14 protein-coding genes are annotated in these 17,458 nt (G+C 64.6%); 4 read left to right on the top strand and 10 right to left on the bottom strand.

Features of this window, described 5'->3' with window-relative positions:
• Positions 1–48 precede the first annotated feature (48 nt).
• Both ALII_RS0117725 and paaG read left to right on the top strand, forming a co-directional pair.
• Positions 49–1,203, top strand: coding sequence for an Mrp/NBP35 family ATP-binding protein (locus ALII_RS0117725; protein ID WP_024588567.1), 1,155 nt, complete (start codon positions 49–51; stop codon positions 1,201–1,203).
• A gap of 24 nt (positions 1,204–1,227) precedes the next feature.
• Complete coding sequence (gene paaG / locus ALII_RS0117720) at positions 1,228–2,028, top strand: 2-(1,2-epoxy-1,2-dihydrophenyl)acetyl-CoA isomerase PaaG (protein WP_024588566.1); 801 nt, start codon at positions 1,228–1,230, stop codon at positions 2,026–2,028.
• 222 nt (positions 2,029–2,250) lie between these two features.
• On the opposite strand, the gene ALII_RS0117715 is transcribed toward paaG, so the two are convergent.
• The 3 genes from ALII_RS0117715 to ALII_RS0117705 all read right to left on the bottom strand — a co-directional run bounded on the left by ALII_RS0117715 (position 2,251) and on the right by ALII_RS0117705 (position 5,955).
• Positions 2,251–2,712 (bottom strand): carbon monoxide dehydrogenase subunit G, encoded by a 462-nt coding sequence (locus ALII_RS0117715; RefSeq protein ID WP_024588565.1) that lies wholly within the window; start codon positions 2,710–2,712, stop codon positions 2,251–2,253.
• Between the two features lie 73 nt (positions 2,713–2,785).
• The gene (locus tag ALII_RS0117710; RefSeq protein ID WP_024588564.1) at positions 2,786–4,363 is read right to left on the bottom strand and encodes a trimethylamine methyltransferase family protein; all 1,578 of its coding nucleotides are present in this window, start codon (positions 4,361–4,363) and stop codon (positions 2,786–2,788) included.
• A gap of 98 nt (positions 4,364–4,461) precedes the next feature.
• Positions 4,462–5,955: a PLP-dependent aminotransferase family protein gene (locus ALII_RS0117705; RefSeq protein WP_024588563.1), complete on the bottom strand. Its 1,494-nt coding sequence runs from the start codon at positions 5,953–5,955 to the stop codon at positions 4,462–4,464.
• A 270-nt stretch (positions 5,956–6,225) separates the two neighbouring features.
• Here ALII_RS0117705 and pgi point away from each other — a divergent pair, with 270 nt between their 5' ends.
• Complete coding sequence (pgi, locus tag ALII_RS0117700; protein ID WP_244437463.1) at positions 6,226–7,776, top strand: glucose-6-phosphate isomerase; 1,551 nt, start codon at positions 6,226–6,228, stop codon at positions 7,774–7,776.
• Positions 7,776–8,480, top strand: a complete 705-nt coding sequence (locus ALII_RS0117695; protein ID WP_029660682.1) for an HAD family hydrolase — start codon at positions 7,776–7,778, stop codon at positions 8,478–8,480. The genes pgi and ALII_RS0117695 overlap by 1 nt, the downstream gene beginning before the upstream one ends.
• A 41-nt stretch (positions 8,481–8,521) precedes the next feature.
• Here the strand turns inward: ALII_RS0117695 and ALII_RS0117690 are convergent, their stop codons facing one another.
• From ALII_RS0117690 to ALII_RS0117655, 7 genes are all read right to left on the bottom strand, one after another.
• Positions 8,522–10,678: a long-chain-fatty-acid--CoA ligase gene (locus ALII_RS0117690; RefSeq protein WP_244437462.1), complete on the bottom strand. Its 2,157-nt coding sequence runs from the start codon at positions 10,676–10,678 to the stop codon at positions 8,522–8,524.
• Between the two features lie 196 nt (positions 10,679–10,874).
• Complete coding sequence (locus ALII_RS0117680; protein WP_024588558.1) at positions 10,875–11,426, bottom strand: DUF924 family protein; 552 nt, start codon at positions 11,424–11,426, stop codon at positions 10,875–10,877.
• A gap of 77 nt (positions 11,427–11,503) precedes the next feature.
• The gene (locus tag ALII_RS0117675) at positions 11,504–12,505 is read right to left on the bottom strand and encodes an oligopeptide/dipeptide ABC transporter ATP-binding protein (RefSeq protein WP_024588557.1); all 1,002 of its coding nucleotides are present in this window, start codon (positions 12,503–12,505) and stop codon (positions 11,504–11,506) included.
• Entirely contained in the window at positions 12,502–13,479 is a 978-nt protein-coding gene (locus ALII_RS0117670; RefSeq protein WP_024588556.1) for an ABC transporter ATP-binding protein, read from the bottom strand. Before ALII_RS0117670 ends, ALII_RS0117675 begins: the two co-directional genes overlap by 4 nt.
• 4 nt (positions 13,480–13,483) lie before the next feature.
• Positions 13,484–14,437, bottom strand: a complete 954-nt coding sequence (locus ALII_RS0117665; RefSeq protein ID WP_035450131.1) for an ABC transporter permease — start codon at positions 14,435–14,437, stop codon at positions 13,484–13,486.
• Between the two features lie 31 nt (positions 14,438–14,468).
• A complete protein-coding gene (locus ALII_RS0117660) occupies positions 14,469–15,446 on the bottom strand; it encodes an ABC transporter permease (RefSeq protein WP_024588554.1) in 978 nt (325 codons plus the stop codon).
• Positions 15,447–15,681: 235 nt separating this feature from the next.
• A complete protein-coding gene (locus ALII_RS0117655; protein ID WP_024588553.1) occupies positions 15,682–17,259 on the bottom strand; it encodes an ABC transporter substrate-binding protein in 1,578 nt (525 codons plus the stop codon).
• Between the last annotated feature and the right edge of the window lie 199 nt (positions 17,260–17,458).

The raw sequence follows: 17,458 nt of genomic DNA, 5'->3' as shown, positions 1-17,458 counted from the left end.
CGATAATGGCCTATCTGCTCATCAGTCCATTCCAGCGAAACGTGCATCATGACCGTCACCAAGGAAACCGTCCTCGCAGCGCTCCAGACCGTAAAGGGCCCCGATTTCGAGGGCGACCTGGTCTCGCTCGGGCTCGTCTCGGATATCTTCATCGCCGATTCCAAGGTGTTCTTCTCGATCACCGTACCCTCTGCCCGTGCGCAGGAGCTTGAGCCGTTGCGTGCGGCGGCAGAGCGCGTGGTCAAGGCGATCCCCGGCGTCGCCGGCGCGGTCGTCGCGCTGACGGCGGAGAAGAAGGGCGGCGGCATGGAGGCAGCGCCTCCACGTCCCGCACCGAAGCCCGCCCAGCGTCCCGCGCCTCCGACCGCGCCGCCCTCGACGCAATCCGGCAAGCGCGGCGTGCCTGGCATCCGCTCGATCATCGCGGTCGCGTCCGGCAAGGGCGGCGTCGGCAAGTCGACGACGGCAGTCAACATCGCGCTCGGCCTTTCCGCCCTCGGCCTCAAGATCGGCGTTCTCGATGCTGACATCTACGGTCCGTCCATGCCGCGTCTTCTCGGCATCAGTGGCAAGCCGGAGACGGTCGATGGCAAGACGCTGAAGCCGATGGAAAATTACGGCGTCAAGGTCATGTCGATGGGCTTCCTCGTCGAGGAAGAGACGCCGATGATCTGGCGCGGCCCGATGGTCATGTCCGCGCTGACGCAGATGCTGCGCGAAGTGCAGTGGGGCGAACTCGATGTGCTCGTCGTCGACATGCCGCCCGGCACCGGCGACGCGCAATTGACCATGGCGCAGAACGTGCCGCTCGCCGGCGCCGTCATCGTCTCGACGCCGCAGGACCTCGCCCTGATTGATGCCCGCAAGGGCTTGAACATGTTCCGCAAGGTCGACGTACCGCTGCTCGGCATCGTCGAGAACATGAGCTATTTCATCGCGCCCGACACCGGCGCGCGCTACGACATTTTCGGCCATGGCGGGGCCGAGCGCGAGGCCGAACGCCTTGGCGTGCCGTTCCTCGGCGCCGTTCCGCTGACGATGGACGTGCGCGAGACATCGGATGCGGGAACGCCTGTCGTGGTCTCAAACCCGACCGGACCGCAGGCCGGCGTCTATCGCGGCATCGCGCAAAAGGTGCTCGAACGGCTGCGCGCGGAAGTGGCTGCAAGCGAAGCGGCGACGCCGAAGATCGTCTTCGAATAGTTGCGAAAAGGGGGAGGGGAGGCCATGAGCCAGAACGTCGTCATTCACGAGAAGCGGGACGGCTATTCCGTCATCACGCTCAACCGGCCGGACCGGCTGAATTCGTTCAACGAGGCGCAGCACCATGCGCTGCGCGCCGCACTGGACGAATGCGAGAAGGACGCGAACTGCGGCGCGATCCTCTTGACCGGCGCCGGCCGCGGCTTTTGCGCGGGCCAGGACCTTTCGGACCGCGACCCGGCGATGATGGGCGAGCGCCCCGATCTCGGCAAGACGCTGGAAAATTTCTACAATCCGCTGGTACGCAAGCTACGCGCGATGGAAAAGCCGGTCGTCTGCGCGGTCAACGGCGTCGCGGCCGGTGCCGGCGCCAACATCGCCTTTTCCTGCGACATCGTGCTGGCCGCAAAGTCGGCGAAGTTCATCCAGGCCTTTTCCAAGATCGCGCTCGTCCCTGACGCTGGCGGCACCTACTGGCTGACCCGGCATCTCGGCGAAGCGCGCGCCAAGGCGCTCGCCATGACGGCCGAACCGCTTTCTGCCGAAGACGCCGCCAATTGGGGCCTGATCTGGAAAGCCGTTGATGACGAACGGCTGATGGACGAGGCGATCAAGCTGGTCGAAACCTTCGCCAAAGGCCCAACCAACGCCTATGCGCTGACCAAGAAGGCGATCCACGAAGCATCGACCAACGCGCTCGACGCGCAGCTCGACGCCGAGCGCAAATACCAGCGGGAGGCGGGCATGTCGGACGACTACAAGGAAGGCGTCGCCGCCTTCCTCCAAAAGCGCCCGGCCGACTTTCGCGCCGCGCGCAAGGGGTGATTTCGTCTAGGGTAGCGGCTGTGGACAGTGCGCTACCCCCACCCTTTATCCCTCCCCACAAGGGGGAGGGAGGGCATCCACGCTGCGCCCTTCCGCTCGGCCCATTGGCTGAAGTCCGAGCGCAGCGCCCGCGACTCCCTCCCCCTTGTGGGGAGGGTAAGGGTGGGGGTCAATTTACGAAAAATGTGAACCGGAACCGCGCGCGCCCCCGACCCATGGGGCTCAAACCTCTGCCCGACTGCCGCTCACCTTGGCATTGAAATTCGAGAAGAACTCACCCGCCAGCTTCTTCGAGGTCGAGGTGATCAGGCGCGAGCCGAGCTGGGCCATCTTGCCGCCGACATCGGCCTTGGCGGCATAGGTCAGGATTGTGGCGTCGCCGTCTTCCTTCAGCGACACGTCCGCGCCGCCCTTGGCGAAGCCGGCGATGCCGCCCTTGCCTTCCCCTTGGATTGTATAGGAGTGGGGCGGGTTCAGATTGACGAGTTGGACCTCACCATTGAACCGCGCCTTGATCGGCCCGATCTTCAGCGAGACGACCGCAGCCATCTCCGTATCGGATTTCTTGTCGAGGCTCTCGCATCCAGGGATGCATTCGCGCAGGATTTCGGGATCGTTGAGCGCTTCCCAGACCTTCTGCACCGGCGCTTCGATCTTCTCCTCGCCCTCGATGATCATCGCCATGGCAGAAATCCCTCCCTCGATTGTTCTTGCCAACGCCTAGCCCAGCGCCGCCGTCTTGTCCATTACACCAAGGTCAGTGCCCCATCGCGCTGCGCGGCAGGCGAATTTCCGGATGCCGCGCGCGGAGCTTGTCGTCGAGCACGCGCGAGACATGGCGCGGGAAGTGCGTGGCCAGAATGCGCTTCTTTTCGGCGATGGCGCGCTGGAGAATGTCGGGCTTGCCCTTCTCGGCCCATTTCTTCGGGCTGAACCGGTCGGCGATGGCGGGGTAGAAATATTCGCGCTGCATCAGCTCCAGCGTCTGGCTGTGGCCAAGATAATGGCCGGGTCCGTTGAGGCAGACATCGCTGATCGCGTCGATCGACAGGGACGGCTCCGACATGTCGATGCCGCGCACGCAGCGCAGGCACTGTCCGATCATATCGTTGTCGATGATCAGACTTTCGAGGCAGAAGCCGAGCAGCGAGGCGTGCATGCCGGCCGCCTCATAGACGAGGTTGAGGCCGGACAGCCCCGCCATCACGTCGGTGATGCCCTTTTCGAATCCGGACTGGATGTCCGGCAGCTTGGAGTCCGCCATGCCGGCCGCCGATCCGCCCGGCAGGTCGTAATACTGCGCCATCTGCGCGCAGGCTGCGGTCAATAGGGCTTGCTCGGCCGAGCCGCCCGACATCGCGCCGGTGCGCAGGTCGGAGACGAAGGGCCACGTGCCGAAGATCGCCGGATGGCCGGGCTTCAGTGCGTTGACATAGACGAGTCCGGCCAGCACCTCCGCCACCGCCTGAACGACCGCCCCCGCAATCGCCGCTGGCGCGGTGGCGCCAGCTTGCCCGGCGGAGAGAAGCAGAATCGGGATGCCGCCCTTGACGCATTCCTCAAGCACGCCACACGCGTCTTCGGCGAACTTCATCGGCGGCACGACGAAGCAATTGGAGTTCGACACGAAGGGCCGCGCGCGAAACTTCTCCTCGCCGCCGGCGATCGCGTAGAGCATGTCGAGCGCGGGGCGCACGTTGTCCGCTGTGGTGAAGGACGTCCCGACATGCTTGGTGGTCCCGGTCACGCAGGCATAAAGCGTGTTCAAATCCATCTCGAACGGATCGGGAATGTCGCGCGGCACCATCGGGCGCTGGAAGAAATGGATGTTGTCCATCCGGTCGACGATGCGTGCCGCGTCGTAGATATCCTGCAGCAGCGACTCGCGGTATTCGCGCTTTTCCACGTCGACGACATGCACCGCCGCGCCGGCCGTGCCGTAGTGGACGCGGGTGCCTTGGAGCACCAGATCGTGCTGCGGCTCCTGCCCGTGCAGCGTGAACCCGCGCGCGGCATTTCGGATGGTCTCGAGCACCAGACGCCTTGGGAACCGGATACGCTTGTCGGGGCCGTAGCTTGCTCCGGCGCGGGTCAGCGCCTCGAGGCAGGACGGGATCGCATTGGCAAAGCCGACCGTTTCAAGCACGGTCAGCACCGCTTCATGAATACGGTCGAGATCGGCGCGGTCGAGCGGCCTGTAGCGCCCGCCTTCGAGCCCCGCGCGGACGGGGCGGATGTCCTCGGCGAGCGGGGCTGCGCGGATGGCCCGCCGCGCTTCGCGCCCGCCCGAGCGTCGCGACCTTTGGGCTTCGTGATCTTCGAGAACGACCGACATCTGACGCTCCACCCAAGCGAAAAAGGTGGCTCAACTATGCGTCCGAAATTACTGGTCGGTTAGTCCACCGGGATTTTGCCCGATGGACCAAATTCGGCTCAGGCGGCGGCCGGTCGCCGCCCTGCCGCGGTCGCGAGTTCCCGGATGCCCGGCTCGATGTGCTGGAGCGCGATCGACGAGATGCCGAGCCGCACGAAGCGGCCATTCTTCTCCGGCTGGTCGAAGAAGCGTGCGCCTGGCTCGATCAGCACGCTGCGCGAGGCGGCGAGTTCGGCCAGCGCCTTGCCGCTGGTCCCGTGCGGGCCTTCGAGCCAGAGCGAGGTGCCGCCCGGCGTATCGGTGATGCGCCATTCGGGCAGGTAGGACGACACCGCGCCGATCAGCCGCTCGCGCCGTTCCTGGAAGGCGGTCGACAGCCGGCGCACCAACGCTTCGTGATGGCCGAGCGAGAGGAACAGCGCGACGGCGCGCTGGTTGTTGGCCGGCGGGTGACGCAGCATGAAGCGGCGCAGCGCGCGCAATTCGGCGATCAGCTCGGCCGAGGCGACGATGTAGCCGAGCCGCAGGCCCGGCGCGAGCGTCTTCGACATCGAGCCGACATAGATAACGCGGCCGGAGCGATCGATCCCGCGCAGCGCCTGCTGCGGTGCGTCGTCGACGAGCTGGCTGTCATAGCCGTCCTCGATGATGATGCGGTCGTGCTTCTGCGCGTCGGCGATCAGCTTCTGCCGCCGCTCCTCGGAGAGCGACACCATGGTCGGGCACTGGTGGCTCGGCGTGACGAAAGCGAAGCCGCAATCGTCGGGAATGGCGTCGGGATCGATGCCCTCGCGATCGACCGGCACCGGCACGACATCGGCGCCGGAGAGCCGAAAGATCGAGCGCGCATCGGGGTAGCCGGGATTTTCCATGGCGACCTTGGTGCCGCGGCCCATTAGCAGCGTCGCCAGCATGTAAAGCGCGTGCTGCGCGCCGAGCGTGACGATGATCTCGTCCGGATTGGCGAAGATGCCGCGCCGGGGCAGGAGCCGCGCCTGGATCTGCTCGATCAACAGCGGATCGTCGCGGTCCACCATGTCCGACGCCCAGTTGCGGATTTCGAGCACCGCCAGCGCCATGCGGTTGCACTCGCGCCATTCGGCGGTTGGAAACAGGCCCGGATCGAACTGCCCGTAGACGAAGGGGTAGGAGGCCCTGATCCAGTTTTCCTGCTTCGACGGCTCGGGCATTTCGGAGGCGGCGACCTTGCGCCGGCTCTTCCAGTCGAGCGTCGGGTCGCTCTTGCGGATCGCGCCGGGCGCACGCGCCGGCAAGGTCAGCATTTCCGGATTGACGAAATGGCCGCGCCGCTCCTTGGCGATCAGGAAGCCTTGGTCGACGAGCTGCTGGAAGGCGAGGACGACGGTGCCGCGCGCCACGCCCAGCTTCTCCGCCAGCACCCGGCAGGAGGGCAGGGGCATGGAGGCCGCGATCTGGCGGTCGAGAATGGCGGCGACGATCGCCTGGCGGATTTGCGCCTGCAGCGTCTGGCCCGATTCGGGCGAGATGCGGAACAGTCCGGACCAGATAGCGGGATCAGTGCGAGCAGCCATGGCGATATCCTTCACATGCGAACCAGCCTATGCCTGTGGTCCAACGGGATCAAGTCTGGTCCAATTGGTTGCGCCAATGATATTTATTGATCCATCCAGTGTGCAAAAGTGATTGGTCCTTGACGCAAGGGCTGCCCTTGCGCTCGTGAGCGGGCGCTGATTAACCTTCGCGACCCCGTCAGACCGAAAGTTGCCAGCTTGCCAAACTCCACGCTCGAAGCCGCCCGCACCGAGATCATCGCGCATCAGGGAGCCCGCGCGCCGGTCGACATGCGGGTCCTGTTCGCCGCCGATCCGGGTCGCTTCGATGTGTTTTCGCTGACGCTGGACGACCTGCTGCTGGACTATTCCAAATGCGCGGTGGACGCGCAGACGGTCGACCTTCTGGTCGCGCTCGCCGAGGCGGCAAATCTTGAAGCACGGCGCGACGCGATGCTTTCCGGCGAGCCGATCAACATCACCGAAGGGCGCGCGGTCCTCCACACCGCGCTCCGCCTGCCGCGCGAAGCCTCGCTGGTCGTCGACGGCGAGGATGTCGTGCCCGGCATCCACCGCGTGCTGGATGCGATGGCCGCCTTCGCGGACGAACTGCGCGCCGGCGCCATCACCGACGTCGTCAATATCGGCATCGGCGGCTCCGATCTCGGCCCGGCCATGGCGACGCTCGCGCTCGCGCCGTACCATGACGGACCGCGACTTCACTTCGTCTCCAATGTCGATGGCGCGCATATCGCCGACACGCTGAAGGGCCTCGATCCGAAGACGACCTTCTTCATCGTCGCCTCGAAGACCTTCACGACCATCGAGACGATGACGAATGCCGAGACCGCGAAACGCTGGATCGCCGACGCGCTGGGCGAGGCGGCCGTCGCCGACCACTTCGCCGCCGTCTCGACCGCGCTCGACAAGGTCGGCGCGTTCGGCATTCGCGAAGACCGCATCTTCGGCTTCTGGGACTGGGTCGGCGGGCGATATTCGCTCTGGTCGGCCATCGGTCTGCCTGTCATGTTTGCCGTTGGCCCGGACGATTTCCGTCGAATGCTCGCCGGCGCGCATTCCATCGACCGTCATTTCGCAGAAGCGCCGCTGGCGCAAAACCTGCCGGTAATGCTCGGCCTGATCGGCTGGTTCCACCGCGTCGCCTGCCGCTATCCTTCGCGCGCGATCATCCCCTATGACCAGCGCCTCGCGCGCCTCCCGGCCTACCTGCAGCAGCTCGACATGGAATCGAACGGGAAGGGCGTGACCGTCGACGGCGCGCCCGTCGCGACGCCGACCGGGCCGGTCGTCTGGGGCGAGCCCGGCACAAACGGACAGCACGCATTCTTCCAGCTTCTCCACCAGGGCACGGATATCGTGCCGGTCGAGTTCCTCGTCGCCGCCGAGGGCCACGAGCTTGAGTTGAAGCACCAGCACGATCTCCTGCTCGCAAACTGCCTCGCGCAGGCCGAGGCGCTGATGAAGGGGCGCACGTTGGAGGAAGCGCGCGCGCAGATGCTCGCCAAGGGCATGGACGCAGCCGAAGTCGAAAAGATCGCCCCGCACCGCGTTTTCACGGGCAATCGGCCCTCCATGACGATCCTCTATCGCACCCTCGACCCCCTCACGCTCGGCCGGCTGATCGCGCTCTACGAGCACCGGGTCTTCGTCGAGGCGCAGCTTTTCGAAATCAACGCATTCGACCAGTGGGGCGTCGAACTCGGCAAGGAACTCGCGACCGGCCTCCTTCCCATCGTCGAGGGCAAGGAAGGGACGGCGGGCCGCGACGGCTCGACGGCCGGCCTCGTCGCTCGCATTCATGCGCTGCGTGGAAACGCGTGATGGCGATCAAGGCAATCCTGTTCGACAAGGACGGCACCCTGGTCGACTTCAACGCGACCTGGTTCTCGGTCGGCGACCATCTGGCGCTCGAAGCTGCCGGCGGCGACCGCGCCGGGGCAAACCTCCTGATGGAGCGCGCCGGTTACGACTTCGCTGCGGGACAATTTCGTGCCGATTCGGTCTTCGCGGCAGGCACCAATGCCGAGATCGTCGATTGCTGGTATCCGCAGGCGAGCGCCACGGAACGCCGCGAGCACGTTGCCCATTTCGACACGGTCACGGCCATCGAGGGCGCCGCCCGCGCCGTCGCGCTGCCCGGCATCATCGACGCGTTGTCCGCACTGCACGCGCGCGGCTTCCGCCTCGCCGTCGCAACCAACGATTCGACGCAAGGCGCGGAGCGCACGCTGGCGACGCTCGGCGTCTCGCAATTGTTCGAGGCTGCATACGGCTATGACGCCGTGGCCAACCCCAAGCCCGCGCCCGACGTCATCGTCGCCTTCGCCGACATGGCCGGCCTGAAGCCGTCCGAAATCGCAATGGTCGGCGACAACAACCACGACATGGAGACGGGCAGGGCCGCTGGCGCCGGCCTGCGCGTCGCCGTCCTCAGCGGGACCGGCACCCGCGCGACGCTGGAGCCGCTAGCGCATGTGGTGCTCGGGTCCATTGCGGAGCTGCCGGGATATTTGAACGGCCGGTAAGGCCTAACGAAAAAGGCCCGCCGAAGCGGGCCTTTCGATTTCTATCGCAACTCGCGCCGCAGGATCTTGCCGACATTCGTCTTAGGCAGTTCCTTGCGGAATTCGACATGGCGCGGGCGCTTGTAACCGGTGAGCTTGTCGCGCGTGAAATCGATGATTTCCTGCTCGGTCAGCTTCTCGTCCTTCTTGACGACGAAGAGCTTCGGCACCTCGCCTGAATGCTCGTCCGGCACGCCGACCGCGGCGACCTCGAGAACGCCCGGATGCTCGGCGACGACCTCTTCCAGCTCGTTCGGATAGACGTTGAAGCCGGAGACGAGGATCATGTCTTTCTTGCGGTCGACGATCTTGACGAAGCCACGCTCGTCGATGAAGCCCATGTCGCCCGACTTGAAGAAGCCGTCATCGGTCATGACCTTTCGGGTCTCGTCGGCCCGGTTCCAGTAGCCTGCCATGACCTGCGGCCCGCGAATGCAGATTTCGCCGACCTCGCCGGACGACACGTCCTTGCCGTCCTCGTCGCGGATGACGATTTCGGTCGACGGGATCGGCATGCCGATCGTGCCCGAGAACTCGTCCGCGTCGAAGCGGTTGGCGGTCGCGACCGGTGCCGTCTCCGACAGGCCGTAGCCCTCGGCGATGACGATGCCGGTAAGCTTCTGCCAGCGGTCGGCGACGGGCTTCTGCACCGCCATGCCGCCGCCGAAGGTCAGGATCAGCGGCTTGAAGTCGAGCTTCTGGAAGTCGGCATTGTTGAGGAGCGCGTTGAACAGCGTGTTGAGGCCCGGGAAGACGTGGAACGGGGTCTTCTGCAGTTCCTTGACGAAGGCCGGAATGTCGCGCGGATTGGGGATCAGGATGTTCTGCGCACCCTGCTGCATCCCCATCAGCGCGTTCACGGTCAGCGCGTAGATATGGTAGAGCGGCAGCGCGCAGATATAGACGACGTCCTTCGGCTTCGGCTTCTTGGAATAGGCAGCCTCCACCCACAATGCGTTCTGCGCGACGTTGGCGAGCACGTTGCGATGAAGCAGCGTCGCGCCCTTCGAAACGCCCGTCGTCCCGCCCGTATATTGCAGGAACGCGACGTCGTCCTGGCCGACATCGATCTTGCGGAACGTCTTCTTGGCGCCTTCCTTCAGCGCATCGTTGAACGGCACGTGACCCGGAAGCGACCAGTTCGGCACCATCTTCTTGACGCGGCGCACGACGAGATTGACGACGATGCCCTTGAGCCCGAGCCGGTCGCCCATCGCCGCGACGACGACGTGCTTCACCTTGGTGCGGCCGATCACCTGCTGCAAGGTGGCCGCGAAGTTCTCCAGGATGACGATAGCTTCGGCGCCCGAATCGTTGAGCTGATGCTCGAGTTCGCGGGGCGTGTAGAGCGGGTTGACGTTGACGACCGTATAGCCTGCCCGCAGCACCGCCATCATCGCGATCGGGTATTGCAGCACGTTCGGCATCATGATGGCGACGCGCGCGCCCTTCGACAGGCCCTTGCCCTGCAGATAGGCGGCAAACGCTGCCGACTGCTTCTCGAGCTCGGTGAAGGTGATCGACTTGCCCATGCAAGTGAAGGCCGGCTTCGAGCCGTATTTGCGGCAGGAATCGACCATCAGATCGCCGAGCGACTGATATTCGAGCGGTGCGATTTCGGCCGGAACGCCGTTCGGATAATTGGCGAGCCAGGGCTTGTCGGCCTTTGCCGCCGACTGCTTGGCCACCGCTGCCGGGGCAGCGGCAGGCTCAGCCTTCGTTGCCGTGGCGGCAGCCGGCTTGGGCTTGGCGGTGGACGCTTTGGCCTTGGAAGCCGCCGGCTTCGAAGCAGCCGGTGCTTCCGCTGCCTTTTCTGCAGTGGGCTTTGCGGCCTTGGCCGCAGGCTTCTTCGCGGCTGGTTTCGCAGTGGTCTTCGGGGTGGAGACCTTGGCGGCGGCAGACTTTGCGGGTGCGGGCGCAGCCGCCGGTGCATCGACGGGTGTGGCGGCTGCGGCTGCCGCTGGCTTTGCGGCCGGCTTCTTTGCAGCAGTCTTTGCCGGCGCAGATTTCGGCTTGGCGGCAGTGCTCGTCTTGGCGGCAGCGGGCTTTGCGGCTGCGGCCGCCTTTACGGCCGGCGCCTTCTTGGCTGCTGGCTTCTTCGCTGCCGGCTTTGCGTCGTCCTTCGCAGCCTTGCTCGTCTTTTCGGTCGCTTTGGCCAATTCGTCCTCCCTGGGAATGTTTCGCATGGAGGCGGGATCGGTCGACTGACGCGGCCGGATTCTTGATTTGCCCGCTCACCCAGCACCGGATGCCCGCCTGCATCCTGGAATTTGTTGCTCGCGCCAATCTAGGGCCACAATTCGCTGCGGTGCAAGCCGTGCCGCAGCGGAATGCTCAACTGACAGGAATCGGCCGTCACTGGCCGTATCCGGCATGCCCTTCCATGAACTTGCGTTCCGCATCCGTCGTCTGGCGCCCGAGCGCCTTGTTTCGATGCGGGAACCGACCGAATTCCTGAATGATGTCGCGATGCTCGATCGCGTATTTCAGGCCGTCCTCGTTGTCGAGTGAACGGAAGAGATCGACGCAGCGCTCCTGGTCGGCCGAAATCTCCGAATGCATGAACGGCATGTAGAGAAACTGCTTCTCGGTGTTGGTAAGCCCGTGGTCGAGCCGTTTCTCGGTCGCGTTGCGCGCGATCTCGATGGCCAGATTGTCCGTGCCGAAGGCTGCGGGCTGACCGCGGAACATGTTGCGCGGAAACTGGTCGAGCACGATGACCGCGGCGAGTGCGGTGCGCTGGTCGTCGACCTTGTCCGGGTCGAGCCCGGTCTTCAATTGTTCGTAGAGTTCGGCAAAGCGCGAACGGATATTGTCGTCTACGTCGCTCTTGCCGGTGTACCAGTCTTCGGCGGTCAATTCGCCGAACCAGAAAGACAGGACATCGTCTTGCCAACCCTGCTTCATCTCGTCCTCCCTCTTGTTCTTGGAAGAGGGCGCCGATGGCGCCACTCTTCATCTTTTCATTGCATCTAAACGTTGTGTCAGATGCGGCCTTCCTCGACACCGTGACAAGCCGTCTCGCCCTCACCGTTCCACAGGAGCTGCGGAATTTCCATCCGGCAGCGCTCGTTTGCGAACGGGCAGCGCGGATGGAAGGCGCAGCCGGGCGGCGGATTGATCGGGTTCGGAATCTCGCCCTCGACCTTCTTGCGCTTGCGGCCGGTCATCTCCAGGTCCGGCACGGCGTCGAGCAGCATGCGCGTATAGGGGTGGCGCGGCTTGGCGAAGAGCGTCTTGGAATCGGCGACCTCGGCGAGACGGCCGAGATAGAGAACGCCGATCCGGTTCGCCATGTGGCGCACGACCGAAAGATCGTGGCTGATGAACAGGAAGGTCAGGCCGAACTCGTCCTGCAAGTCCTTCATCAAATTGAGAATCTGCGCTTGCACCGAAACGTCGAGCGCCGAGGTCGGCTCGTCGCAGACGATGAAGTCCGGACGCGCCGCGAGCGCGCGGGCGATGGCCACGCGCTGGCGCTGGCCGCCCGAGAATTCGTGCGGGAACTTGACGCCGTCGTCGGGCGAGAGACCGACCAGCGTCAGGAGTTCGCCGACGCGCTTGCGCCGTTCGAGCGACGACAGGCCGCCCTCGAACACTTTCAACGGCTCGCCGATGATGTCAGTGACGCGCCAGCGCGGGTTGAGGCTGGCGAACGGGTCCTGGAAGATCATCTGGAAGCGGCGGCGCAGGCGCCTTGCCTCGCCGCCCTTCAGGCCCTTCTTCAGCGACTTGCCGTCGAAATGGATGTCGCCTTCCGACGGATCGAGCAGGCCGACGATCAGCCGCGCGATGGTCGACTTGCCCGAACCGGATTCACCGACCAGCGCGAGCGTCTCGCCCTTGTTGATGCGGAAGGTGACGTCGTCTACGGCGCGCACATAGGCCTTGTCCGTCCGCTCGATGACGCGGTTCAGCCACGGCTTCGAAACGTCGAACCGGCGTGACAGGTGATTGACTTCGACGAGAGGGGTCTGGGTCGTCATGCGGCTTGCTCCTCGGGCGCATGCAGCCAGCAGGCGACGCGGCGGGTGCCCGAGACGATCGGCTCGGGACGCTCGACGAAGCAGCGGTCGAAGGCATGCGGGCAGCGTGGGTTGAAGGCGCAGCCTTTCGGGATCGCCGACAGGCGCGGCATGGAACCTGGGATCTGCGTCAGGCGGTCGGAGTTGGTGGCGAGCGTCGGGATCGAGCCCATCAGGCCGGCCGTATAAGGGTGCTTGGCATCTGTGATAACGTCGCGCACCGGCCCGATCTCGGCGATGCGGCCGGCATACATGACCGCCACGCGATCGGCCGTCTCGGCGATGACGCCCATGTCGTGGGTGATCAGCATGATCGCCGCGCCATATTCGGCGCACATGTTCTTCATCACATCGATGATCTGCGCCTGCACCGAAACGTCGAGCGCGGTGGTCGGTTCGTCGGCGATGACCAGCGCCGGGTCCGCGCAAAGCGCGAGCGCGATCACGACGCGCTGGCGCATGCCCCCGGAGAACTGATGCGGATAGTCGTCGATGCGCCGGTCGGCGGCCGGAATGCCGACATCGTCGAGGAGTTTGATCGCCCGTTTGCGCGCGTCGGCCTCGGACAGGGGCATGTGCGTGCGGATCGTCTCGATGAGCTGCTCGGCGACCGTGTAGAGCGGGTTGAGCGATGTCAGCGGGTCCTGGAAGACCATGCCGATGCGCTTGCCGCGATAGCGCCGCATCTGGTCAGGGCTCAGATTGTCGATGCGCTCGCCCTGCAGCAAAATCTCGCCGCTCGAGATACGGCCGGGCGGATCGATCAGGCCGATGACGGCCGAACCGGTCATCGATTTGCCGGCGCCGGATTCGCCCACCATGCCGAGCACTTCGCCCGGCATGATGTCGAAGGAGATGTTGTCGACCGCCGTCAGGATGCCACGGCGCGTGGGAAACTGGACGGTCAGGTTCTTGACGGAAAGGACAGGTTGCATACGCCTACCTCAGTCGCGGGTTGAGCGCGTCGCGCAGCCAGTCGCCCAGAAGGTTGACCGAGAGCGCAAGCAGGATGAGCGTGAAGGCGGGGAAGAACAGAATCCACCACTCGCCCGAGAACAGATATTGCTGGCCGATGCGGATCAGCGTGCCGAGCGAAGGCTGCGTGGGCGGAACGCCGACGCCGAGGAACGACAGCGTCGCCTCCTCGATGATGGCGAGCGCAAGCCCGATCGTCGCGATGACCAGCACCGGTCCCATCACGTTGGGCAGAACGTGGCGGGCGAGGATCAGGATCGGATGGACGCCCATGATGCGCGCCGCCGACACGTAATCCTTCTGCCGCTCCACCATCGTCGCGCCGCGAACCGTACGCGCGAACTGTGCCCAGTTGGCAAGGCCGATGGCCACGATCAGCACGTAGACCGCCATGCTTTCCTGTTGCGAGGGCGGGATGATGCCGCGCGCGATGCCGAAGATCAAAAGCGCGATGAGGATCGCCGGGAACGAAAGCTGGATGTCGGTCACGCGCATGATGATCGCGTCCGTCGTCCCGCCCTGGTAGCCGGCGATGAGGCCGAGCGAGATGCCCAGCGCCATGGCGAACAGCGTCGCCGAGAAGCCGACGAAAAGCGAGATGCGCGAGCCGTAGAGGATCGTCGAGAAGACGTCGCGGCCCTGATTGTCCGTTCCGAGCAGATAGTAGTTGCCCATCCGGCTTTCCGAGAAGGGCGGCGTGAAGCCGTCCATCAGGTTGAGCGAGGCCGGGTTGAACGGATTGTAGGGCGCGATCCAAGGCGCCAGCAGCGCCGCGCCGACGATGATGACGACGACGATCGATGCGATGATCGTCACCGGCGAGCGGCGGTAGGAGTAGAAGATGTCCGAGTCCCAGGCGCGATAGAGGCGGCCGGGCGGCTCGGGCGGAAGGATCGGCTTGCCGTCGCCGGCGGCCATGAGTTTGGGATCTGGAAGCGTGGTCATGCGATCACCGTTTGCCAGTGCCGACGCGCAGGCGCGGATCGACCGTGTAGTATAGAATGTCGACGATAAGATTGATGACGACGAAGACGAAGGCGATGAACATCAGGTAGGCCGCCATCACCGGGACGTCGACGACCTGCACCGACTGGATGAAGAGCGAGCCGACGCCCGGCCACTGGAACACCGTCTCGGTGACGATCGCGAACGCGATGACCGAGCCGAGCTGCAGGCCGGTGATGGTGATGACCGGAACCAGCGTGTTCTTCAGCGCGTGGCCGAAATTGATCGCCCGGTTTGAAAGGCCGCGCGCCTTGGCGAAGCGGATATAGTCCGCGCGCAACACTTCCAGCATCTCCGCGCGCACGAGGCGCATGATCAGCGTCAACTGGAAGAGCGACAGCGTTATCGCCGGCAAGATGAGCGATCTCAGTCCGCTTTCGGTCAAAAGCCCCGTTCGCCACCCGCCGACCATTACGGTCGTCCCCCTGCCGAAGGAGGGAAGCCACCCAAGCTCGACGGCGAAGATGTAGATGAGGCCGATGCCGATCAAAAAGGTCGGCAGTGAAACGCCGGCGAGCGACAACGTCATCACCACGGAGGTCAGCGGCGATTTCGGTTTCAGCGCCGTGTAGACGCCGAAGAACAGGCCGAAAACCAGCGCGATCGTCGCGGATGCGAAGGCAAGTTCGATCGTTGCCGGCAAGCGCTCCATGATGAGGCGCGTCACCGGCTCCTGGAGCCGGTAGGAGATGCCGAAATTGCCCTGGACGGCATTGCCGACGAAGGTCGCGAACTGGATGTAGAACGGGTCGTTCAGGCCGAGGCGATCACGCATCGCTTCGCGGTCCGCAAGTCTTGTATCCTGGCCCACCATGGAGTCGACCGGGTCGCCCACATAGCGGAACACGAGGAATGCCACGAGCGAGACCGCCAGCATCACGATGATGGATTGCAGCAGGCGCCTTATGACAAAGGCTGTCATGTTGTTTGTCTCCGGATCGGGAGCGGGACGGCAAAGCCGCCGCTTGAGGCTCCCGGTGTGTCGGTACGGGTGCTGACGGCACTTCAGCTCAGGCAGCGAGATGGGCACGCAACCGGCGCCGGCGCCGCGAAAGGCGCCCTTTTGGCGACTCAGACCGCCACAATCAAGCCCATAATGCTAGCCCGCCGCGCAATTGCTTGCACGGCGGGCGAGGCTTTTAGGAATGTTGCGCGGATTACTCGCCGATCGTCACATTCGACATGTTCGGCTGGTTTTCCGGATGCACGTCGATGGTGAAGTTCGACTTGGTCGCGTAGGCTAGCACCTGGTTGTGGACCGGCAGGAGAACGCGGTCCTCCTGGATCGTCGCCCAGATTTCGGCGATCGTCGCGTCGCGGGCCTCGAGGTCCGTCTGCGTGCCGAGCGACTCGATCTTCGCGTCGAGTTCGGGATTGGAATAGCCGGACGGGTTGTAGGCGCCGTAATTGCCGGCCTTCGTGTGGATCAGATCGTTGAAGATGTAAGCCGAATCGAAGGTCGGGACGCCCCAGCCGAGCAGGTAGAAGTCGGTGTCGCCATTGGTGACCAGCGGCGAGTGCTGCGCGACTGGGCGCGAGGCCAGCGTCACGCGGATGCCGATCTGGCCGAGCATGCCGACGACCGCTTGGCTGATCGCCTCGTCATTGACGTAGCGGTTGTTCGGCGTGTCGAGCGTGACGGTGAACCCGTCCGCATAGCCTGCCTCTTCCATCAGCGCGCGAGCGCGCTCGAGGTCCGGCGCCGGGTAGGCGTCGAGCTCTTCGGTCCAGCCATTGACGAAGGGCGGGGTGGCAACGCCGGTCGGAACCGAATTGCCGCGCATCACGACTTCCTTGATCGCGTCGCGATCGATGGAAAGATGCATGGCCTCGAGCACCTTCGGGTCGGCGAAGGGGTTCTTGTCGGTCACGTCCGAGCTTGCCAGCGGCTCTTCGCCGAGCCGGTAGCCGAAATAGATGATGCGGTTTTCAGGGCCGGTCGCGACCTTGATGCCGTCGGTCGACGAAAGGCGCTCGATGTCCTGCACCGGCACGTCCTGAACGAAGTCGACTTCGCCCGAAAGCAGCGCGGCAACGCGGGTCGCGGCATCCGAGATCGGCGTGTAGATGATCTCGGTCACGGCCGGATCGGTCTCGGCCCAATGGTCGGCGTTGACTTCGAGAACCGAGCGTACGCCCACTTCGCGCGAGACGAGCTTGTAGGGGCCGGTGCCGTTGGTGTTGCGCACGGCGTAGTTGTCTTCGCCGCCGGCATAGTCCTGAACCTCGACGACGTCGTTCGTCTCGGACCAGGTCTTGTCCATCATGAAGGTGTTGGTCAGATTGTTCGGGTAGAGCGGGCTCGGGCCCTTGAGCTTGACCTCGACCGTGTAGTCGTCGACGGCGGTCACGCTTTCGACGTCGGCGTGGAGCTGGCGCATGTTCGAGCGCTCCGAACGGGCGCGGTCGAGCGAGAAGACGACGTCTTCGGCGTTGAACTCGGCACCGTCATGGAAGGTGACGCCTTCACGCAGCGTGAAAACCCAGGTCGTGTCGTCGCCGTCCTTCAGCGCCCATTCGGTGGCCAGGCGCGGGATCAGCGTGCCTTCCGTGTCGCGCCAGACGAGCGTCTCGTAGATGTGGTGGGCGAAAGTGTGGGTGGTGCCTTCGTTCTGCGAATGCGGGTCCAGCGTCAGCGCGTCGGCGCCACGTGCCCAGCGGATCGTTTCGGCCGACGCCGGCATTGCCGTCGCGGCGAGGGCCAGAACGCTGGCCGTCAAGAGAAGTTTACGCATGATTGCTCCCATGTTTTTCTTTTAGAGATCCCCGCAGTGGCATTTTCCGCCTCCCACGATTGGCGCGTACCATAAAAGAGGGTTTTCGATATGGGAAGCGGGCGAAAACGCTTTGGCCGCACAGCGTAAATGACGTTGCGGCAAGAATTCTAGGAAAGTCTAGATTGTCCGGCGTCCACCTTGCTGAGGCGTGACATGG

The organism is Aliihoeflea sp. 2WW (assembly GCF_000497755.1).
Lineage (GTDB): Bacteria > Pseudomonadota > Alphaproteobacteria > Rhizobiales > Rhizobiaceae > Aliihoeflea.
The sequence above is the reverse complement of the archived record's forward strand: the minus strand, read 5'-3'. Positions and strand labels throughout refer to the sequence as shown.

Bases quoted from the DNA above. Each gene is read 5' to 3' on its own strand.
- ALII_RS0117725 (WP_024588567.1), top strand. From the start codon at position 49: ATGACCGTCACCAAGGAAACCGTCCTCGCAGCGCTCCAGACCGTAAAG.
- paaG (WP_024588566.1), top strand. From the start codon at position 1,228: ATGAGCCAGAACGTCGTCATTCACGAGAAGCGGGACGGCTATTCCGTC.
- ALII_RS0117715 (WP_024588565.1), bottom strand. From the start codon at position 2,712: ATGGCGATGATCATCGAGGGCGAGGAGAAGATCGAAGCGCCGGTGCAG.
- ALII_RS0117710 (WP_024588564.1), bottom strand. From the start codon at position 4,363: ATGTCGGTCGTTCTCGAAGATCACGAAGCCCAAAGGTCGCGACGCTCG.
- ALII_RS0117705 (WP_024588563.1), bottom strand. From the start codon at position 5,955: ATGGCTGCTCGCACTGATCCCGCTATCTGGTCCGGACTGTTCCGCATC.
- pgi (WP_244437463.1), top strand. From the start codon at position 6,226: ATGCGGGTCCTGTTCGCCGCCGATCCGGGTCGCTTCGATGTGTTTTCG.
- ALII_RS0117695 (WP_029660682.1), top strand. From the start codon at position 7,776: ATGGCGATCAAGGCAATCCTGTTCGACAAGGACGGCACCCTGGTCGAC.
- ALII_RS0117680 (WP_024588558.1), bottom strand. From the start codon at position 11,426: ATGAAGCAGGGTTGGCAAGACGATGTCCTGTCTTTCTGGTTCGGCGAA.
- ALII_RS0117675 (WP_024588557.1), bottom strand. From the start codon at position 12,505: ATGACGACCCAGACCCCTCTCGTCGAAGTCAATCACCTGTCACGCCGG.
- ALII_RS0117670 (WP_024588556.1), bottom strand. From the start codon at position 13,479: ATGCAACCTGTCCTTTCCGTCAAGAACCTGACCGTCCAGTTTCCCACG.
- ALII_RS0117665 (WP_035450131.1), bottom strand. From the start codon at position 14,437: ATGGCCGCCGGCGACGGCAAGCCGATCCTTCCGCCCGAGCCGCCCGGC.
- ALII_RS0117660 (WP_024588554.1), bottom strand. From the start codon at position 15,446: ATGACAGCCTTTGTCATAAGGCGCCTGCTGCAATCCATCATCGTGATG.
- ALII_RS0117655 (WP_024588553.1), bottom strand. From the start codon at position 17,259: ATGCGTAAACTTCTCTTGACGGCCAGCGTTCTGGCCCTCGCCGCGACG.